Genomic DNA, 18,887 nt, shown 5'->3' with positions numbered 1-18,887 from the left:
GTGGAACGAGCGCACCGCGGGTGGATCAGGGGGTGACGATCGAGAAATCGGGGTCGGGTTCGTCGAGGTAGCCGACCAGTTCGGCGAGCTTGCTCGCGTCACCCTCGACCGTCACCCGCCCCGCAGCGATCATGTCCGGCAACGACTCGCCGCCGAGCAGGGCTGCCTGCAGATCCGGTTCGGTGAGGCTGAACGTCGCGTCGGCGGCCGGGAGATCGCCGACCACGTCGAAGTGCACGAGTAGCCCGTTGCGCAGCTGGGTGCGATGCACCGGCCCACCCTCGACCCGCCAGTCGATGACGATCGACGCCGACCAGGCGCTCGGCCCGTCGACGCGCAGGGCGATGGCGTCGAAGAGCTGCTCCACCGAGAGCGCGGCCTGGATGTCGGGCGCGGCGGCCACGGTCGGCGTCCCGACCTTGCCGTTGCGCAGCTCATAGGCGCCCATCAGGAAGAAATTGCGCCAGGTGCCGTTCTCGGATCCGTAGCCGAGCTGCTCGTAGGTATCGGCTTGCAGCGCCACGGCTTCGGTGTTGCCGGGGTCGGCGAAGATCACGTAGTTGAGCACCTGGGCGACCCAGCGGAAATCACCGTCGTCGTAGGACTTGCGCGCCTTGGCGATCACCTCGTCGGCGCCGCCCATGAATTCCACGTGGCGGCGGGCGGATTCGACCGGCGGGTGCTGCCACAGGTTCGCCGGATTGCCGTCGAACCAGCCCATGTACCGCTGGTAGATGGCCTTCACATTGTGGCTCACCGAGCCGTAGTAGCCGTGGGTGGACCACGCGTTCTCGATGGCCGGTGGCAGCTGGATGTCCTCGGCGATCTCGATGCCGGTGGCGCCCTTGTTCAGCGCACGCAGCGTCTGGTCGTGCAGGTAGCCGTAGAGGTCACGCTGGATCGAGAGGTACTCGGTGAGCCGCTCGGTGCCCCAGGTGGGCCAGTGGTGGGAGGCGAAGACGACGTCGGAGCGGTTGGCGTAGCTGTTGATCGCCTCGGTCAGGTATTTCGACCACACGTGCGGGTCGCGCACCAGCGCGCCGCGCAGGGTCAGCAGATTGTGCAGGGTGTGGGTGGCGTTCTCGGCCATGCACAGCGCGCGCCGGGCGGGGAAGTAGAAGTTCATCTCCGAGGGCGCTTCGGTGCCGGGCGTCATCTGGAATTCGATCTCGACACCGTCGACGGTCACGGTCTGCCCGGTGTGGTCGATGTAGATCGTCGGCAGGATCAGGGTCGGCGTGCCGGTGGAGGTCGTCGGTCCGAGGCCGGCGCCGACCGCGCCGAGCGGTCCGCGCGGCAGGGCGGCGCCGTACATGAACGCCGCGCGCCGGGCCATCGCCGTCCCGGCGTACACGTTCTCCTCCACCGCGTGCTCGGTGAACCCTACCGGGGCCATGACCGGGCACTTCCCGGCATCGACGTCGGCCTGGGTGGTCACCCCCTTGACCCCGCCGAAGTGGTCGATATGGGAATGCGAGTAGATCACGCCGGTCACCGGGCGGTCGCCGCGGTGCTCGCGGTACAGCCCGAGTCCGGCGGCGGCGGTCTCGGCCGAGATCAGCGGATCGATCACGATCACGCCGGTGTCGCCCTCGATCAGGGTCATGTTCGACAGGTCGAGGCCGCGGATCTGATAGATGCCCTCGCTCACCTCGTACAGCCCCTGCATCGCCACGAGTTTCGACTGCCGCCACAGGCTCGGGTTGACCGTGGGCGGGCACTCGTCGTCGAGGAAGGAGTACGCGCCGCTGTCCCACACCACATCGCCGTCCGCGTCGCGCACGACGCCCGGCGACAACGCGGCGATGAACCCCCGTTGCGCGTCGGCGAAGTCCTGGGTGTCGCCGAACGGCAGTGTGCGCGCTGCCTGTTCGTTGCCCGCTTCGATGCTGGCCGAGGCTTCCTGCTGACTGGTCATCAGTACCCTTCCCACGACAGATGAGCGACTCGCGGCGAACGGTTCCCGGCCGCCGGGTCGACCGCTCCCGCAGCATCACATCGGGGCGCCCTCGCGACCTCATCCGCGCGGGGTGAAATCGACGGCGCCGCGCGTCAGATCAGGCCGAGAGCACGTGCGGTGGCGATGGCGTCGGCGCGGGCGTTGACGCCCAGTTTCTGATAGATGCCGCGCAGGTGGGTCTTCACGGTGTTCACCGAGACACCGAGCCCCGCGGCGATGGTCACCGCGGTCATACCGGACGGAAGCTGGCGCAGCACAGCGAATTCGGTGTCGGTGAGGTGGGGGGCGTCGGCGGCGGGCCCGCGCAGCGCGCGGACCTGGTCGGCGAAGGCGTCGTAGCGGCCGAAGCGGCCGCCGAGCCGGTCGAGGGTCTCGGCGGCGCCGGGGACGTCGAGGAACGGGCGGATCACCTGGTCACCGCTGGCCAGGGCCAGCGCGTGGCCGAGCGCGTCGTCGACCTTGCGCGGCCGGTCGAGCCGCTCGGCGGCCACCGCGACCACCAGCCAGGCCGTCACCTCGTGCGCGGACCGCCAGGTCGGCGCGCCGGCGAGCAGCGGTTCCAGCAGGGCGAGTGCCGCGGTCGGCCGCTGGGTCGCCAGCGCCAGACCGGCGGCCGCGACCAGGGTTTCGGGCGTCTCGCCGAGGACCCGCACGGCGTGCTCGACCAGCTGTTGCGCGTCGATTTTCGCCTGTACCCGCAGCAGCAGCCACAGCACGTCGGTGACCAGGGCGTCGGTGCCGAGCAGGGTCGGGGTCTCGTCGAGCAGCCGGTGCAGCTGCTTGGCCAGGGCGGTGGCGGCCGAGGCGCGATCGGTCGCGTCCGCGAAGGCCAGGATGCCGGTGACGACCGCCGCCTGCCGCAGCGGCGCGGGCGTGGCGATCTCGAATTCCGCGTCACCGGGCAACACACCGAGTACCCGCGTGACCAGCTCGCCGCGCTGGTGGGCGGCGTAGGCGCCGGTCGTCGCGGCGAAGACCGTCTCGGCCGCGCCGGACAGGTGGTGGCGATCGGCGCAGTCGAGCGCGGCCTCGGCCAGGGAGTACTGCTCGCCGATCCGGCCCGCCAAGCCGGCCGCGACGGCGAGGGCGGTCCTGGCACGCACCGCGGTACGGCCAAGCCCCACCTCCTCCGCGTGCACGATCGCGTGCCGCAGCGCCGCGACGCCGCTGTCGAGCGCACCACCGGACACCTCGGCGCAGCCGCAGTGCAGCGCGGCGAAGCAATCGAGATCCGGCTGACCGGTCACCTCGGGCAGCGGCCAGCGCATCGAGGCCGAATCACCCACCAGCACAGCGACTCCCGCACTGACCGCGTGGTCCAGCGCGACGGTCCACGCTTTCGGCACCAGTCGCGAGGCCGCGCCGGAACCGACATGCGCGGCCTCCAGGTACACCTCCGCCGCGGCGCTCTCCCCCGCCTCGATCGCGACGGCCGCCCGCAGCAGCCGCACGAAGGTGTCCTCGGCCAGCTCGGGGACGTGCTCGACGGCGGCCAGCAGCCGGTGCCCGGCGCCGTCGAGCACCAGGCGCAACCCCCACTCGCGCAGGTACGCCGCCAATCCCGGCGCGCCGGGTTCGGCGAGCACATGGTCCAGTGCCGGGCCGGGCCACCCGGCGGCGCCGAACCAGGCCGCGACCCGGCGGTGCACCGCGGGCAGCCGCTCAGCCCTGGTGTACGCCGCCTCGGCGAGCAGATAGGCGCGCAGCAGCGGATGGTAGGAATGCCACAGTTCCCCGGCGTCGGCGACGGTGTGCATGGGGAAGTTGGCGCGCGAGAGCTCGTCGACGATGCGCGCCGCGTGTTCCCCGGCGAGTTCCTCGGCCAGCGGCAGGCAGAACCGGGCGGGCACCGCCGTCACGAGCAGGAACTCGAGCGTCTCGGCGGGCAACGCGCCCATCAGTTCGGCCACGAGGAAATCGGCGACCGCGTGCGAGGGCCTGGCCAGCGTGGCGAGCGCGGTGGCGCGGTCGTCGGGGTCGGCCGCCAGATAGATCGCGGCGATCCGCACCAGCGCGGCCCAGCCCCGGGTGAGGGAGGACACGAGCGCGAGTTCGTCGTCGTCGAGCAGACAACCGTGCTGGGCGAACAGCCGCGTTATCCGCGCCGGCGACAGGGCGAGATCGGCGGCCCCGATCCGGGTGAGCCTGCCCTCCAGCTCCAGTGCGTGCCAGCGCAGCGGCGGGTCGAACCTGGCCGCGACCAGCACCGTCACCGTGGCGGGCAGGTGCGTGAGGAGGCGCTCGAGACCGGCGAGCTGGAGGGGGTCGGTGAGCAGGTGCGCGTCGTCGAGCACGAGGACCGACGGCTCGGCCGTGGACAGCGCGAGCGCGAGATCGGCGGCCTGGTCGACGGGCATGCACAGGGCGCCGTCGGCGACCTCGCCCGCGCGGTCGAGGGCGCGCGCGATCGCGGGGATCAGTTCGCCGCGGTCGGCCAGTTGCTCGGTGACCGTCAGCCAGGCGACGGTGGCGGCGCGGGCGCGGCGCGATCTGGTCGCCCAGTCGACGAGGGCGACGGTCTTGCCGCTGCCCGCGGGGCCGCACATCAGGACGGTGTGCCCGCCCGGGGCGTGGTCGAGGCGGGCGGTCAGCTCGGTGGACCGGACGGAGGTGCACGACAACTCCGGGATGCGGGCGGCCGCGGCACCTTCAGCAATCGCACGGTACGAGGTTGCCACCACCCACACTCCTGCGTTCGTCGCCTGTTCTCCGGGTCGATCCGCCAGCAAGTTCGACGGTAGGCCAAACCTGACCTGCGCGTTTGTCTGTCGCGAGGCGTGGGCGTGATGGTTATCAGATCGTCGTCATGACGTCGACCGACCGGAATACAGCTAACTTTCGGCAATCAGTCGGGGAGCCGGGACATGCCGAGCAGGGTGAGCCCCAGCGCGTCGATCTGGGCGAGCACGCCGCGCATGGCGGTGTTGTCGGCCAGTTCGCCGTAGAGGGTGGTGGTGCCCGTGGGCGAGTGTGCGCTGCGGCGAAGATCCGGGAAGGCGGCGACGGCGCGCTCGGACAGTTCGCCCTCGAGGACGAACTGGAAGCGAATCGGGCCCGACGTCGACATGTTTCCCAGTCTTGACGCGGGCGCGTCCGATCGCCTCATCCGCTCGGGGTGAACCTGTGGCGAACCGGTCGCGGCGCGGACACCGTGACCGGTCCGCGTCGCGGTCAGGCCTGGTCGTGGGCCCGCCGCAGCGCCGCGATGTCGAGCTTGGACATCGCGCGCAGGGCGGTGCCCACCGCGATGACGCGCTCGGCTTCGCCGGCCAGCAGCTTGGGCAGTTCGGCCGGGACGACCTGCCAGGAGACGCCGAAGCGGTCGGTCAGCCAGCCGCACGGGCCGGGCGCGCCGCCGTCGGCGGTGAGCGCGTCCCACAGGGCGTCGATCTCGTCCTGGGTATCGACGGTGATCTGCAGCGACGCCGCATCGGTGTGCGGATGCCCCGGGCCGCCGTTCATCAGGGTGACGGCGTGGCCGTCCAGGTCCAGGCTGACGACGAAGGCCGAGCCGTCGCCCTGCCGGGTGATCTCGACGACCCGCGAGTTCGGCACGGTCGCGGCGTAGAGCTCGCCCGCGGCTTCGGCGTCGGTGTCGAACCAGAGGAAAGTGCTGACGGTCATGGTGTGCTCCTTCGGTGGTGGTTGCGGTTCACCCACTGGTCGGAGCCGATACCGCCGCTTCGACACACTTCACTTCTTTTTCGGAGGCAATTTCCCGGCGTAGTCCAGACCGCGCTCGACCCACGCGCGCAAGGCCGCGTCGTCGTCGACGGTCGCGGCGGTGACGCGGAGCCAGCCACGACTCACCCGGCCGCCCATCACCATGGGCGCGACGGCGTCTCCGTCCTGGAGGGATTCGAACTCGCCGGGATCGACCCGCACCAGCAGACCGCCCTTCCCGCTGACGGCGACGGCCATGTTGCCCCCGATGAGGAACCCGAGCCCGCCGAACATCCGCTGCTCGGTGAGCGTGCGGCCCGGGTAGGCGATCTCCCGGACCCGGTCGGCGAGCTCTTCGTCATAGGCCATGGACACAGTGTGCGCCGGGGCACCGACAGGTTCACACGCCCAGCGCGGCGGCGAACATCGGCCAGGAATCGTGCACGTCGTCCTGCCAGTACGGCCAGGCGTGCGTGCCCGCGGCGCGGAAACGCACGTCGGCGGGGATGCCGAGCTGCGACAGCCGCGCGGCCAGCGGGCCGGTGCAGCTGCCCGCGACCGCCTCCATGGTGCCGCCGACCAGCAGCCGGTCGACGAGCACGCCCAGATTGCCCGCGATACTCGGATCGTTGAACGCCTCGTGCTCACCCGGCAGGCCGTTGCCCGTGGACAGGTAGATGGCGGTGCCGCGCAGGCGCTCGGCGTGCACGACCGGGTCGTTCGCCGCCCACGCCGGATCGCCGGGCCAACCCCACATATTGGTGGCGTCGGCGGCGAAGAGGGCCAGCTGGGCCCGCACCAGCGCCTGCGCCAACGGATTCGCGGTCTGCGTGCAGCCGCTGAACGCGCCCACCGCCCGGTACAGGCCCGGCGCGGCGATCGCGAGATTGAGCGCCGAGGTGGCCGACATCGACAGTCCGGCAATGGCATTGGCGCCGGTCATGCCGAAGCGGGCGTTCAGCAGCGGCGGCAGCTCGCCGGTGAGGAAGGTGGCCCACCTGTTGCGGCCCAGCATCGCGTCGTCGCGCTGCCAGTCGGTGTACATGCTGGCGCGGCCACCGATCGGGACGATCACGTTCACCGGCTTGTCGGCGAAGAATCCGGCGACATCGGTGCGCCGCATCCACGGCCCGCCGTTCTCCCCACCGTCGACCGCGTTCAGCAGGTACAGGGCAGGCGCGCCCGCGCCGGGATGCGACATCCACAGCGTGATCGGCCGGTTCATCGCCGCCGAATACACGACCACTTCCAGCTGGCGGCCACCGAGCGACCGCACGTCGAGGATTCCCGCCTCCGCCCTCGCGTCCGGCGCGAGGACCCCACAGCCGAGCAGCACGAGCACACAGCACAGGAGCTGACGCATCCTCTCAGCATGCCGCACCACACCCCCGAGATCCGGCATTGACCGGCCCGTGTTCCGACGCGGGCCGGTCGGGGGCAAACCTAGGGCATCCTCGCCGTCTCGGCCGCGGGCACGACGGCGCGCAGGACGTCGTCGATGTTCGAGGCGGCGAGGCCGAAAGTGGCACGCAGCGCGGAATCGTCGGCAACGAACTCGCGATGCGACATGTGCTTGGTCTCGAACAACTCCGCCCAGAACGGATCCTCGACGGCCAGCGCGGTGAGCTCGGCGTCCGACAGCACCGCCAGGTCCGGCTCGGGCGCGCCCGCCAGCTCGGCCAGCCTGCGCGCGGCCGCGCGCACCGTGATGGTGATCATCGGCGCGTGCCAGGCGCGGCCCCACGCGCGGTCGTCGCCCGCGACGGCGACCAGGGCCGCGGCGGCGTCGTCGATCGCGGTGAACGAGTGCGCGAGGTCCAGTTCCTGCGGCACCCGTGCCTGCTGCCCGGCCAGGACGGCGGGCTGGACCAGCAGCGAGAAGATCGACACCGCGCCTGCGCCGAGGAACTGCCCGGCCCGCACCTCGGTGACGCGCACCCTGCCCGCCTCGTGCGCCGCCAGGGCCTCGGTCCACATCCTGGCCCTGACCTCGCCCTTGCTGCCGGTGGCGGCCAGCGGCGCGTTCTCGTCGAGCACGCCGTCGACGGGGCCGTAGCCGTAGAGGTTGCCCATCATCACCAGGTCGGCGCCGACGGTTTCGGTGGCGGCGAGGATCGAACCGAACAGGGGCGGAACGGTTTCCGGCCAGGTGTGGTACGGCGGCATGGCGAGGTTGAACACGGTCCGCGCACCGGCGGCTTCGGCGATCAGGGCGTCGGTGTCGAGCGCGTCCAGGGCGACCCGGTTCACCCGGGGATGGTCGGGGCCGAGGCCGCTGCGGCTGATCATCGTCACCTGGCCACCGGTCGCGGCGAGCGAGACAGCGGTGGCGGAGGCGGTGGCGCCGCGGCCGATCACGACATGCGAGGTCATGTGAATTCCCTTTCCCAGCAACATATTTCGATGTGGCCTCCGAATTGCTCCGGGCACGGAACCAACGATGCCGGGCTGGCGCGGGCTACACTAGTGGCCGGATTGCCAGCTATCCCAAGGATCAGGCCATGAAGACTGTCGCCGTGCTCGCCGTGCCCCCGGTGAAGTCGTTCGATCTGGCCATGCCGGGCACCCTGCTGGCCTCGGCGCTCGTCGACGGCGAGCCCGGGTACCGGGTGATCGTGTGCACGGCCGAACCCGGTGTGGTGCCCGCGAATTCGGGCGGCTTCGATGTGGTGATCCCGCACGGGCTCGACACGCTCGACACCGCCGACATCGTGATAGTGCCGAGCACCGGCAGCCGCGCCGGTGTGAGCCCGGTCGTGCTGGCCGCCCTGCGCGCGGCCGTCGAGCGCGGCACGCTGGTCACCTCGATCTGCTCCGGCGCGTTCGTGCTTGCCCAGGCCGGACTCCTCGACGGCCGCACCGCGACCACGCACTGGGGACTCGCCGACGAACTGGCCGCGGCCTTCCCCGCCGTCACCGTGCGCGCCGACGCGCTGTTCATCGAGGACGGTCCGGTGACCACCTCGGCGGGCGCCGCAGCGGGAATCGACCTGTGCCTGCACCTGATCCGCGCCGACTACGGCGCCGCCGTCGCGAACGCGGCCGCGCGGGCCGCCGTGGTGACACCGGTGCGGCCCGGCGGCCAGGCCCAGTTCGTCGACACCGCGCTGCCCGCCGACGACGACCTCTCCCTCTCGGCCACCCGCACCTGGGCCATGGAGCGCCTCGACACTCCCCTGTCGCTGCGCGAACTCGCCGGGCACGCCAACACCAGCGTGCGCACCCTCACCCGCCGCTTCCACGAGGAAACCGGGCTCAGCCCGCAGAAATGGCTGCTACATCAGCGCCTGCACCGGGCCCGCGCCCTGCTCGAATCGACCTCGCTGCCGATCGAACAGGTCGCCAGGCACAGCGGGATCGGGACGGCGGAATCGTTGCGCCAGCACATGATCCGGCACCTCGGCGTGCCGCCGAGCACCTACCGGGCGAACTTCACCACGGCCCGGTAGGCGGGTACGGCTGGTAGCCCGGCGGCACGGGCGGGGCGAAGAAGGCGCCCGACCGCGGCTGCCACAGCAGCACCACGGCGCCGAGGCCGATCAGGAACGTCACGCCGGTGAAGACCATCGACTGCACGTCACCGCCGCCGGAGCCGAGACTGTTGCCGACGAACACGCCGACCACCGCGATCAGCGAGAACAGCACGTTGATGCCGAAGAACACGGTGGAGGTGATCCTGGCCCAGTTCTTCCCGGCCCGGCACGCGAACGCCATCCACACCCACAACCCCGCCGACACCGCCGAGGTGAGCAGCCCACCGCCGATCCCGGCGTACACGGCCACATCCAGATCGTTCCCGCGCAGCACCCCACCGGAGGCGTCGAGCGCCTCCTCCCGGATCTGATCGATGGTCGTCAGCATGTACGCGGCACTGAGCAGCGTCACCGCGGCACCCGCCAGCATCACGAAGAACGCCATCCGCACCGTCTCGGGCACCACGCGCGGCCCCTGCTCGCCCACCGGAACCGGCGCGTACCCACCCGGTGGCACCGCACCCGGATACGGCTGCCCGGGAACCTGACCCGCGTAAGGCAGCTGGGCCCCACCCGGGAACGACGGGACGCCCGGATACGGAGGTTGTCCACCACCGAACCCCGGATGCGGTGCCTGGCCGGGAACCTGTCCGACCGGGGTCGGCACTCCGGGAACAGCATCGGGATACGCCGCCTGATCCCCGGTCCCGGCGGCCTGGGATTGCCCGGGCACGGGGTAAGGCGGGTGCCCCGGCGCCGGATCGGGCGCGGCGCCCGGAACCGCCGGTGGATACGGAGCCTGTTCAACGCCCCCCTGACCTGGACCCGACGCAGGGTACGGCGGCGACGCACCAGCGGCATCCGAGTGCGGCGGTCGGCCAGGAACATCGGGGTGCGACGGTTGGCCAGGTACCCCCGGGTGCGACGGTTGGCCCGACACGCCAGGCGGCGGCTGTCCAGGCACGCCAGCGTGCGGCGGCTGGCCAGGGACGCCCGGCTGCGGCGGTTGGCCCGGCACGCCAGGCTGCGGCGGTTGGCCCGGCACGCCAGGCTGCGGCGGCTGGCCCGGCACGCCCGCGTACGGCGGCTGGCCAGGCACGCCCGCGTACGGCGGCTGGCCAGGCACGCCCGGGTACGGCGGCTGGCCCGGGGCGCCCGGGTAGGGCGGCACAGGTGGGTATGTGGGCTGACCGATGGCGTGAGGCGGGCCCGGTAGTGGCTGCGGGATGTGGCCCGGCGCGGGCGCCGAGGGCACCTCGTCGGGATACGACGTCAGCTCGTCCTGTGGTCGCGGATCGTGCTCCGCGGACGAATCCGGCACAGTGTCAGCCCCCTCTACGTGAAGTCAGACCAACTCTAGTCGTCCGCACAGCGACCGTCCGACCAGCGGCGATCCGCCCACCGACACGACCGCCGCACGAGCGGGGGGCTGAACGGCGGTACCGCTGTCCGCGCCCCGTCGACCGCGGCGACCATCCCGTCGACCTCGGTGACCATCCAGAGGACGCTCGAGTTACCGCGCGGACAAAGGAGATTCCGCGATCGCGCCGCTCAGCGCACGCGGACCAGGTCGCGCGCCGCGGTGCGGTAGCGGTCGGCGATCAGGCGCACGACGGCGGGGTGGACGCCGATGGGCTCGGCGACGCCGTCGGCGCCCGCGACGTGCAGGCGCTGGTGGAACAGGCCGTGGGCGAGCAAGTAGGACGCGATGAAGACGCGTTCGGCGCCCGAATCACGCAGGGCGGTGACGACTTCGGGGACCCGCGGGGTGCCGGTCGCCACGTAGGCGATGCGGACCGGCGCGCCGAGCTGTTCGGCGAGCATGCCGGCCGCGCGGCGGACATCCCGGCGGGCGCGGGCGTCGGACGACCCGGCCGCGGCGAAGACCACGGCATCGCCGGGGCGCCAGCCCGCGGCGCGCAGGCGCACCGCCATGATCCTGGTCAGCGCCGGATCGGGCCCCATCGCGGCGGTCACCGCGACCGAAGGATGACCGCTCTCCGCGACCTCGCGCGGCACGTCCTGGTAGACGTGATAGCCCGAGGCGAGGAACGCCGGAACCACCACGGCCGGACCGTCCAGATCGCGCAGAACCTCCGAAGGCGACGGACCGAGCACGTCGACGAACGCGGTGCGCAGCGCCGGATTGGGCGCTGCCCCAGCCGATTCCGCGCCGGAAACGGTGGCGCCGAGTTCGACCGCCACGGCGTCGGCGAGCGCCGCGATCATCTCCACCCCGCGCGCACTGCGGGTGCCGTGCGCCACGAGCACCAACGCCGGATCACCCGACCGCGCGGCACCGAGCACAGCACCGTCGGTCACGCCACCATCCGCAGCCGAATCACCCCACCGAACACCGTGAGTGATGCGCACCGAAGCCGGCTCGCCCGGCCGCGCGGCACTCACCAGACCCCGATCGGTTGCACGGGCCGCGGCGAACGCGCTGGCGTGCCGATGCCTGCCGGATGCGGCGGCTGTACCGGCGGCCGCGGCGGGATGTCGGTGTCGGAGCAGTCGGCGGCGTCGAGCGCGAGCCGGTAGCCGCGCTTGACCACGGTCTGGATCGCCTTGGGCGTGCCGAGTCCGGCGCGCAACCGGGCGATCGCGGTCTCCACCGCGTGGGTGTCGTCGCCACCGCCGGGCAGCGCCGAGAGCAGGTCCTCCCTGGAGACGACCCGGCCCGGCTGCCGCGCCAGCGACCGCATCAACGCCATCGGCGCCGGCGCCAGCTGCCGCACCTCGCCGTCGACGACCACGCAGCCGCCGCGCACGCTGATCAGATGACCGGCCGCGTAGATCCGGCTGGCCCGGCGCGGCAGTTCCTCGGCGACATGGCGGGCCAGCGCGCCGAGCCGCGCGCGCCCCGGCATCGTGGTCGGCACGCCGAGTTCCTCCAGCGGGGCCGCGGTGATCGGGCCGACGCAGGCCGCGAGCACCCGCCCGCGCAGCGCGTGCAGCAGCGCGTCGAGCAGGCCGGTTTCCTTGGCGCGCATCAACATCGAGGCCACGGCGGGCGCGCTGGTGAAGGTGACGCAATCCAGGCTGCCCGCCACGATCGACTCGATCATCGAGTCCATCGGACCGCGATCCGACGGCGGCTCCCACCGGTACACCGGCACGGGGACGACATCGGCGCCCGCGCAGCGCAGCACCTCGCAGAAGTCGGGGACCGGCTCCCACTCGGTGGTCGCGCCGTGCAGCTGGACCGCGATGCGCACCCCCTCCACGCCCTCGGCGAGCAGGTGGTCGAGCACCTCGGCCGAGGACTCCGAAGCGGGCGACCATTCCTCGCGCAGCTCGGCGGCCCGGATGGCGCCCTTGGCCTTGGGGCCGCGAGCCAGCATCCGGGTGGCGGCGAGCGTGTCGCGCAGCGACTCGGCCAGCCCCCAGCCCTCGGCGGCTTCCATCCAGCCGCGGAACCCGATGCCGGTGGTGGCGACCGTGATCTGCGGCGGATCGGCGATCAGCTGTTCGGTGACGCGGGCCAGCTCGGTGTCGTCGGCCAGCGGGATGATCCGGATGGCGGGCGCGGACACCACGGTCGCGCCCTTCCGGTTGAGCAACGTGCTGAATTCTTCGGCACGGCGCGCGGCGGTGACACCGATGGTGAAACCGGCCAGCGCCGGGCGGGGTTCGGTCGGCAGGGTCATGGACTCACCGGTTCGTCCGAGACCGCGACGACGCCGCCGTCGAGGCGCACGGCGTACACCGGCAGCGACTGGGTGGGGTCGTCGAGACAGCGCCCGTCGATGAGCGAGAACGCCTGCTTGAGCAGCGGCGACGCGACGACGGGCACGCCGCCGCGGTCACCGACGATGCCGCGCGACATCACCGCGGCCCGGCCGAAGGGGTCGATGTTGCCGACAGCGGCGAGGGTGCCGTCGGCGAGCAGGAACAGCGCGGCCTGCTTGCCGCCCGCGAGCAGGACGGCGACGCCGCGGCCCGGGATCAGGAAATCGAGTCGGCACGCCTGGGTCCAGGTCGTGGTCTCGGTGGTGATGGTGGGTGTATCGACAACGGTCATCGGTTCCTCCTCCGAACGCCTTATCTATTGGTACAGGCGCCCTGTTTCCGCAGCGTTAAGCGCTTATTTCGCAGCCGCGGCTGTGTTCGAGCCAACACCGACGGGCATCCCGGGCAGGCTGTCGCACGCGGGCTGCCCGCAATGCCCTCCGTGGTTACGCACGGCTGCCGCCTACGGGCATTCCGGGCAGCCCGAGCAGGACCGGCACCTTGCGCTCACCGCTGTCGTCGAACGAGATGGTCGGGTCGGCCTCCTCGGGCGCGTTGACGAAGGAGACGAACCGCGAGAGCTTGTTCTCGTCCTCGAGCACCGCGGCCCACTCGTCCTTGTAGCCCTCGACGTGCTTGGCCATGGCGGCCTCCAGGTCGGCGGCGATACCGAGGCTGTCCTCGCACACCACGGCCTTGAGGTAGTCGAGGCCGCCCTCGAGCGCCTCCTGCCAGGGCGCGGTGCGCTGCAGGCGGTCGGCGGTGCGGATGTAGAACATCAGGTAGCGGTCGATGTAGCGGATCAGCGTCTCGTCGTCGAGATCGCCTGCCAGCAGCACCGCGTGCTTGGGGGTCAGGCCGCCGTTGCCGCCGACGTAGAGGTTCCAGCCGTTCTCGGTGGCGATCACGCCGACGTCCTTGCCACGCGCCTCCGCGCACTCGCGCGCGCAGCCCGAGACGGCCAGCTTCAGCTTGTGCGGCGAGCGCAGGCCGCGGTAGCGCTTCTCCAGCAGCACGGCCATGCCGACCGAGTCCTGCTGGCCGTAGCGGCACCAGGTGGATCCGACGCAGCTCTTCACGGTGCGCAGCGACTTGCCGTAGGCGTGCCCCGACTCCATGCCCGCGTCGACCAGCCGCTTCCAGATCAGCGGCAGCTGCTCGACCGTCGCGCCGAACAGGTCGATGCGCTGACCGCCGGTGACCTTGACGTAGAGGTCGAACTCCTTGGCCACCTCACCGATCACGATCAGCTGCTCCGCGGTGACCTCGCCGCCGGGCATCCGCGGCACCACCGAGTAGGTGCCGTTCTTCTGCATGTTGGCCAGGAAGTGGTCGTTGGTGTCCTGCAGCGCGGCCTGCTCGCCGTCGAGGATGTGCTCGCTCGAGGTGGAGGCGAGGATGGAGGCGACCGTCGGCTTGCAGATGTCGCAACCCGAGCCGGTGCCGTGCTTGGCGATCAGCTCGGAGAAGGTGCGGATGCCGGTGACGTTCACGATGTCGAACAGCTCGGCGCGCGACTGGGCGAAGTGCTCACACAGCGCCTTCGACAGCGCCACACCGCTCTGCTCGAGCAGCTTCTTGATCATCGGCACGCAGCCACCACACGAGGTGCCCGCGTTGGTGCAGCTCTTCACGCCGGGGATGTCGCAGGCGCCCTCGGCGATCGCGCCGCAGATCGCGCCCTTGCTGACGTTGTTGCAGGAGCAGATCTGGGCGTCGTCGGGCAGCGCGTCGGCGCCGAGTTCGGCGCCCGCGGGCGAGATGAGCGCGGCCGCGTCGGCGGGCAGCGGACGCCCGACCAGCGGGCGCAGCGCCGCGTACTGGCTGGCGTCACCGACGAGGATGCCGCCGAGCAGGGTCTGGGCGTCGTCGGAGACGACGAGCTTGGCGTAGGTGCCCTTGGCGGCGTCGTGCAGCACGACCGAGAGCGCGCCCTCGGTGGTGGCGTGCGCATCGCCGAAGGAGGCCACGTCCACGCCCATCAGCTTGAGCTTGGTGGACATGTCGGCGCCGGGGAACTCCCCCGCGCCGCCGAGCAGCCGGTCGGCCACGATCTCGGCGGTGGTGTAGCCCGGCGCGACCAGGCCGTAGCAGACACCCTCGACCGCGGCGCACTCGCCGATCGCCCAGATGTGCGGGTCGGAGGTCTGCAAGCCGACATCGGTGAGGATGCCGCCGCGCGGGCCGAGCTCGAGGCCCGCGTCCTTGGCGACGCTGTCGTGCGGACGGATACCCGCGGAGAACACCACCAGCGAGGCGTGGATCTCCGACTCGTCGGACAGGTGCAGCGTGACCCCGCCGGTCTCCTCCTCGATCGACTCGATCTTGGCGGTGCCGACGCCGGTGTGCACGTTCAGGCCGATGTCGGAGACCAGCTTCTCCAGGATCGCGCCACCACCGGCGTCGACCTGGGCGGGCATCAGGCGGTCGTTGTATTCGATGACGTGCGGGGTCATCCCCATCAGGCGCAGCGCGTTGGCCGCCTCGAGGCCGAGCAGACCACCACCGATGACCACGCCGTGCGCGCCGGGACCGGCGGCCTCGGCGGCGGCGCGGATGCCGTCGAGATCCTCGATCGTGCGGTAGACGAAGCACTCGGGCAGATCGTGGCCGGGCACCGGCGGCACGAAGGCGTAGGAGCCGGTCGCCATCACCAGCGCGTCGTAGGCGATGACCTCGCCGGTGGAGCTGGTGACGGTCTTGGCCGCGCGGTCGATGGACTCACCGCGCTGGCCGAGCCGCAGCTCGACCAGGTCGTCGCCGTCGTAGGAGTTGCCGGGCAGCGCCAGCTCCTCGGGGTTCCAGTTGCCGACGTAGTAGGACAGGCCGACCCGGTCGTAGGCGGGCAGCTTCTCCTCAGACAGGACGACGATGCGCCACTGCCCTGCCTCGTCGCGGGACCGCAGTGCCTCGACGAAACGGTGTCCGACCATGCCGTGGCCGACCACGACCACTGTCTTGCGCGTGCTGTTCATGAGGGTGACCTCCAAGGTGTGGGCCGGTTGTCAGCGAGCCGACGAAGCGGTGTGTTCGGCCTCGAGGACCAGGGACTCGGCCTCGACCACGACATCGGCGTCAGCGGACAGGCGGGGACGGCGCAGGAACACCGTCCAGGTGACCGCGGCGCAGACCACGTAGAAGGCGAGGAACACCCAGAACGCGGTGGTCGCGGAGTTGGTGGAGGAGTAGGACGAGCGCAGCACCATGTTGATGCCGACGCCGCCGAGGGCGCCGATCGCGCCGACGAACCCGATGAGGGCGCCCGCGGTGTTCTGCGACCAGGCGGCCCGCTCGGTGCGCGAGAGCGGCAGGCTCTTCGACTTGGCCTCGAACACCGACGGGATGATCTTGGTGACGGCGCCGTTGCCGAAACCGGAGAGCACGAACAGCGCGATGAAGCCGATGACCAGGACCGTCATGGTCGCCCCCGAGGCGATGCCGTTGTTGCGATCGGCCATCGTCGAGGCGGCGATCACGATCAGCGCGGCCGCCATCATGGCGCCGAAGGTGCCGAGCGCGACCTTGCTGCCGCCGATCCGGTCGGCCATCTTGCCGCCGTAGGGGCGCGACAGCGAGCCGAGCAGCGGGCCGATGAAGGCGATCGAGGCGGCGTGCACGGCGGCCTGCGCGGCGGTGTCGCCACCGGCCTTGAAGCTGATCTGCAGAATCTGGCCGAAGGCGAAGCTGTAGCCGATGAACGAACCGAAGGTGCCGATGTAGAGGAAGGCGATCGCCCACGACTGCGGCACCCGCAGCGCCTTGCCCATGTAGGACAGGTCCGCCTGCTGGTTGGTCAGGTTGTCCATGAAGAGGGCGGCGCCGACCGCGGTCAGGCCGACGAACACCAGGTAGATCGCGCAGATGACCGAGGCGTGGTCGCCACCGAGGGTGACCAGCACCAGCAGCCCGAGCAACTGGATCACCGGGACGCCGATGTTGCCGCCACCGGCGTTCACGCCCAGCGCCCAGCCCTTGAGCCGCTGCGGGTAGAAGGCGTTGATGTTGGTCATCGAGGAGGCGAAGTTGCCGCCACCGAAGCCGGCGAACGCGGCCACGATCAGGAAGGTCGTGTACGAGGTGCCGGGCTGGTTGACGAAATACAGCGTCAACAGCAGCGGGATCAGCAGCATCAGCGCGCTGAAGATCGTCCAGTTGCGACCGCCGAAACGGGCCGTCGCCACCGTGTAGGGGATCCGCAGAAATGCGCCGACCAGGGTCGGCATGGCGACCAGGAAGAACTTCCCCGCCGCGTCGATGCCGTACTTGTCGGTGGGCATGAACAGCACCATCACCGACCAGATCGACCACACCGAGAACCCGATGTGTTCGGCGATCACCGACCAGATCAGGTTGCGCTTGGCGATGTCCTTGCCGCCGGCCTCCCAGGCCGCGACATCTTCGGCATCCCAGTCCGCGATGTCGTGGTTACGCTGCAGCGTCCTCAAGTTGGGCCTCCCAAAAGTGCGATGGCCCAACGGTAGGAAATGGGTATTGCCGGAATGCTGCGGGAAATGTCGCCCGAATCAACGGTTTCTCACGATTCCCGGTTGCCGGGGGTGAGATCGGAACGTTTGTTTCCGCCGTGTGACACAACGATTTCCGCGGGTAAGGAAGCGGCGAGAATTCGCGGTGTGCGCCGGTGAGGGTGTGAGCTACGCCGCTTCGAGCGACTCTAGAACAGAGCCGCCGAAAGCGCACTTCGAGAAATGACCGACGGTGAGGAGTTCGCGGTCACCAGGTCTCTTCGAGCATGCGTGGCTTGCACGCCTGCCAGGCACCCGCGAGCAGAATGCCGAGCGCGACAACGAGCAGACTGAACGGGGCGAGCCAGCCACCGGTCCAGGTGTGCAGCATGCCGAACAGCAGCGGACCGACGCAGGCGACGGCATAACCGACGCCCTGGGTGAACCCGGACAGCGCCGCCGAGCCCCGCGGGGTGCGGGTGCGCAGGTTGATCAGGGTCAGCGCCATGGGGAAGGTGCTCGGGCCGAGGCCGAGCAGCACCACCCACAGCACCGGCGCGCCCATGGGGGCGATCAGCAGGCCCGCGAAGGCGAGGACGAACAGCGCGACGCAGCCGACGACCACCGGGAACGGGTTGCGCATCCGCGAGACCACGGTCGGTGCGGCCAGCGCGGGGATCAGGCCCATCAGCGCGAACAGCCCGACCATGCTGCCGCCGAAGCCGGCGCTCGCGCCCGCGTCGGACAGGATCTTGGGCAGCCAGGCGAACATGGCGTAGGTGGTCAGCGAGGTCATGCCGAACATCGCGGCCATGCCCCAGGCCAGCGGCGAACGCCAGATCTTGCCCGCGGCGGGCGCGGGTTCGGCGGGCAGCGCGGTAACGTCGACCAGGTCGCGACCCTTGCGGTCGCGCAGCACGAACAGCCACGGCACGGCGGCGGCGAAGCCGACCAGCGCCCACACGCCCATCGAGATCCGCCAGCCGTGGTCCTCGGCCAGCGGCACCGCGACGAAGGCGGGCACGACTGTGCTCAGCTGCACCATCACGATGTAGAGGGAGCTGATCGCGGCCAGCCGGTCGGCGAAATAGCGCTTCACCAGCGGCGGGATCACCACGTTGCCGATGCCCATGCCGAGCAGGACCACGGCGGAGAAGGCCAGCAGTTCGCCGGTGCTGTGCGCGAACACCCTGGTCAGCGAGCCGACACCGGCGAGCAGCATGGCGATCAGGACCGTGCGCTCGAGCCCGTACCGGCGCACGAGCACCGGCGTGACCAGTCCCGCGACGGCGAACATGGCGGTCGGCAGCATGCCGAAGACGCCGACGATCGCCGTCCCGAATCCGACATCGGCGCCGATCTCCTCCGCCAGCGGACTGAACGCGGTGACCGCGGCCCGCAGCGTCAGCGCGGACATGACGATGGCCGCGAGAACCAGCAGCCGCCCCTCGATCAACGATCGACGGCTGATGCGTCCCTCGTCGACAACGACCTCCGACTCGAGGTCACGCGGGTGTGGGGCGGTGGCGGATTCGTGGAGTGGCGGCACCACGAAATCATAGGATGACCCGATGACCATCGCCAAGCCTCTGTGAG

General features: G+C 71.0%; 15 protein-coding genes. 1 reads left to right on the top strand and 14 read right to left on the bottom strand.

Going from position 1 to position 18,887, the window contains the following annotated elements; translation table 11 throughout:
• Positions 1 to 25: 25 nt before the first annotated feature.
• From AB0H56_RS05540 to AB0H56_RS05510, 7 genes are all read right to left on the bottom strand, one after another.
• Positions 26 to 1,918: an alkyl sulfatase dimerization domain-containing protein gene (locus AB0H56_RS05540; RefSeq protein ID WP_357157526.1), complete on the bottom strand. Its 1,893-nt coding sequence runs from the start codon at positions 1,916 to 1,918 to the stop codon at positions 26 to 28.
• 134 nt (positions 1,919 to 2,052) lie between these two features.
• A complete protein-coding gene (locus AB0H56_RS05535) occupies positions 2,053 to 4,638 on the bottom strand; it encodes a LuxR C-terminal-related transcriptional regulator (RefSeq protein WP_357157523.1) in 2,586 nt (861 codons plus the stop codon).
• A gap of 167 nt (positions 4,639 to 4,805) precedes the next feature.
• Positions 4,806 to 5,027: a hypothetical protein gene (locus AB0H56_RS05530; protein ID WP_357157521.1), complete on the bottom strand. Its 222-nt coding sequence runs from the start codon at positions 5,025 to 5,027 to the stop codon at positions 4,806 to 4,808.
• A 104-nt stretch (positions 5,028 to 5,131) separates the two neighbouring features.
• Positions 5,132 to 5,584 carry a VOC family protein gene (locus AB0H56_RS05525; protein ID WP_357157518.1) on the bottom strand — a complete coding sequence of 151 codons (453 nt, stop codon included), beginning with the start codon at positions 5,582 to 5,584 and terminating at the stop codon, positions 5,132 to 5,134.
• 69 nt (positions 5,585 to 5,653) lie between these two features.
• The gene (locus tag AB0H56_RS05520) at positions 5,654 to 5,992 is read right to left on the bottom strand and encodes a TfoX/Sxy family protein (RefSeq protein ID WP_357157515.1); all 339 of its coding nucleotides are present in this window, start codon (positions 5,990 to 5,992) and stop codon (positions 5,654 to 5,656) included.
• Positions 5,993 to 6,023: 31 nt separating this feature from the next.
• Positions 6,024 to 6,986, bottom strand: a complete 963-nt coding sequence (locus AB0H56_RS05515) for an alpha/beta hydrolase family protein (RefSeq protein WP_357157512.1) — start codon at positions 6,984 to 6,986, stop codon at positions 6,024 to 6,026.
• 80 nt (positions 6,987 to 7,066) lie between these two features.
• A complete protein-coding gene (locus AB0H56_RS05510) occupies positions 7,067 to 7,996 on the bottom strand; it encodes an NAD-dependent epimerase (protein ID WP_357157509.1) in 930 nt (309 codons plus the stop codon).
• A gap of 128 nt (positions 7,997 to 8,124) precedes the next feature.
• Here AB0H56_RS05510 and AB0H56_RS05505 point away from each other — a divergent pair, with 128 nt between their 5' ends.
• Positions 8,125 to 9,072, top strand: a complete 948-nt coding sequence (locus AB0H56_RS05505; RefSeq protein WP_357157506.1) for a helix-turn-helix domain-containing protein — start codon at positions 8,125 to 8,127, stop codon at positions 9,070 to 9,072.
• Here AB0H56_RS05505 and AB0H56_RS05500 read toward each other — a convergent pair.
• From AB0H56_RS05500 to AB0H56_RS05470, 7 genes are all read right to left on the bottom strand, one after another.
• A complete protein-coding gene (locus AB0H56_RS05500) occupies positions 9,056 to 9,613 on the bottom strand; it encodes a hypothetical protein (RefSeq protein WP_357157503.1) in 558 nt (185 codons plus the stop codon). The two genes, AB0H56_RS05505 and AB0H56_RS05500, sit on opposite strands and share 17 nt — an antisense overlap.
• A 1,034-nt stretch (positions 9,614 to 10,647) precedes the next feature.
• Complete coding sequence (locus tag AB0H56_RS05495; RefSeq protein ID WP_357157907.1) at positions 10,648 to 11,325, bottom strand: CbiX/SirB N-terminal domain-containing protein; 678 nt, start codon at positions 11,323 to 11,325, stop codon at positions 10,648 to 10,650.
• 173 nt (positions 11,326 to 11,498) lie between these two features.
• Positions 11,499 to 12,746 (bottom strand): uroporphyrinogen-III synthase, encoded by a 1,248-nt coding sequence (locus tag AB0H56_RS05490; RefSeq protein WP_357157500.1) that lies wholly within the window; start codon positions 12,744 to 12,746, stop codon positions 11,499 to 11,501.
• Entirely contained in the window at positions 12,743 to 13,120 is a 378-nt protein-coding gene (gene nirD / locus AB0H56_RS05485; protein WP_280342710.1) for a nitrite reductase small subunit NirD, read from the bottom strand. Before nirD ends, AB0H56_RS05490 begins: the two co-directional genes overlap by 4 nt.
• Positions 13,121 to 13,274: 154 nt before the next feature.
• A complete protein-coding gene (gene nirB, locus AB0H56_RS05480; protein ID WP_357157497.1) occupies positions 13,275 to 15,803 on the bottom strand; it encodes a nitrite reductase large subunit NirB in 2,529 nt (842 codons plus the stop codon).
• 30 nt (positions 15,804 to 15,833) lie between these two features.
• Positions 15,834 to 17,273 (bottom strand): nitrate/nitrite transporter, encoded by a 1,440-nt coding sequence (locus AB0H56_RS05475; RefSeq protein ID WP_357157494.1) that lies wholly within the window; start codon positions 17,271 to 17,273, stop codon positions 15,834 to 15,836.
• A gap of 286 nt (positions 17,274 to 17,559) precedes the next feature.
• On the bottom strand, positions 17,560 to 18,708 hold the full coding sequence (locus AB0H56_RS05470) for an MFS transporter (RefSeq protein ID WP_357157903.1): 1,149 nt from the start codon (positions 18,706 to 18,708) through the stop codon (positions 17,560 to 17,562).
• Positions 18,709 to 18,887: the final 179 nt, after the last annotated feature.

The organism is Nocardia sp. NPDC050717, assembly GCF_040654275.1.
In the GTDB taxonomy this organism is placed as follows: domain Bacteria; phylum Actinomycetota; class Actinomycetes; order Mycobacteriales; family Mycobacteriaceae; genus Nocardia.
Note: the sequence above shows the minus strand (reverse complement) of the source record. Positions and strands in the feature narration are given on the sequence as shown.

Bases quoted from the DNA above. Each gene is read 5' to 3' on its own strand.
- AB0H56_RS05540 (WP_357157526.1), bottom strand. From the start codon at position 1,918: ATGACCAGTCAGCAGGAAGCCTCGGCCAGCATCGAAGCGGGCAACGAA.
- AB0H56_RS05530 (WP_357157521.1), bottom strand. From the start codon at position 5,027: ATGTCGACGTCGGGCCCGATTCGCTTCCAGTTCGTCCTCGAGGGCGAA.
- AB0H56_RS05525 (WP_357157518.1), bottom strand. From the start codon at position 5,584: ATGACCGTCAGCACTTTCCTCTGGTTCGACACCGACGCCGAAGCCGCG.
- AB0H56_RS05520 (WP_357157515.1), bottom strand. From the start codon at position 5,992: ATGGCCTATGACGAAGAGCTCGCCGACCGGGTCCGGGAGATCGCCTAC.
- AB0H56_RS05515 (WP_357157512.1), bottom strand. From the start codon at position 6,986: ATGCGTCAGCTCCTGTGCTGTGTGCTCGTGCTGCTCGGCTGTGGGGTC.
- AB0H56_RS05510 (WP_357157509.1), bottom strand. From the start codon at position 7,996: ATGACCTCGCATGTCGTGATCGGCCGCGGCGCCACCGCCTCCGCCACC.
- AB0H56_RS05505 (WP_357157506.1), top strand. From the start codon at position 8,125: ATGAAGACTGTCGCCGTGCTCGCCGTGCCCCCGGTGAAGTCGTTCGAT.
- AB0H56_RS05495 (WP_357157907.1), bottom strand. From the start codon at position 11,325: ATGATCGCGGCGCTCGCCGACGCCGTGGCGGTCGAACTCGGCGCCACC.
- AB0H56_RS05490 (WP_357157500.1), bottom strand. From the start codon at position 12,746: ATGACCCTGCCGACCGAACCCCGCCCGGCGCTGGCCGGTTTCACCATC.
- nirD (WP_280342710.1), bottom strand. From the start codon at position 13,120: ATGACCGTTGTCGATACACCCACCATCACCACCGAGACCACGACCTGG.
- nirB (WP_357157497.1), bottom strand. From the start codon at position 15,803: ATGAACAGCACGCGCAAGACAGTGGTCGTGGTCGGCCACGGCATGGTC.
- AB0H56_RS05470 (WP_357157903.1), bottom strand. From the start codon at position 18,708: ATGTCCGCGCTGACGCTGCGGGCCGCGGTCACCGCGTTCAGTCCGCTG.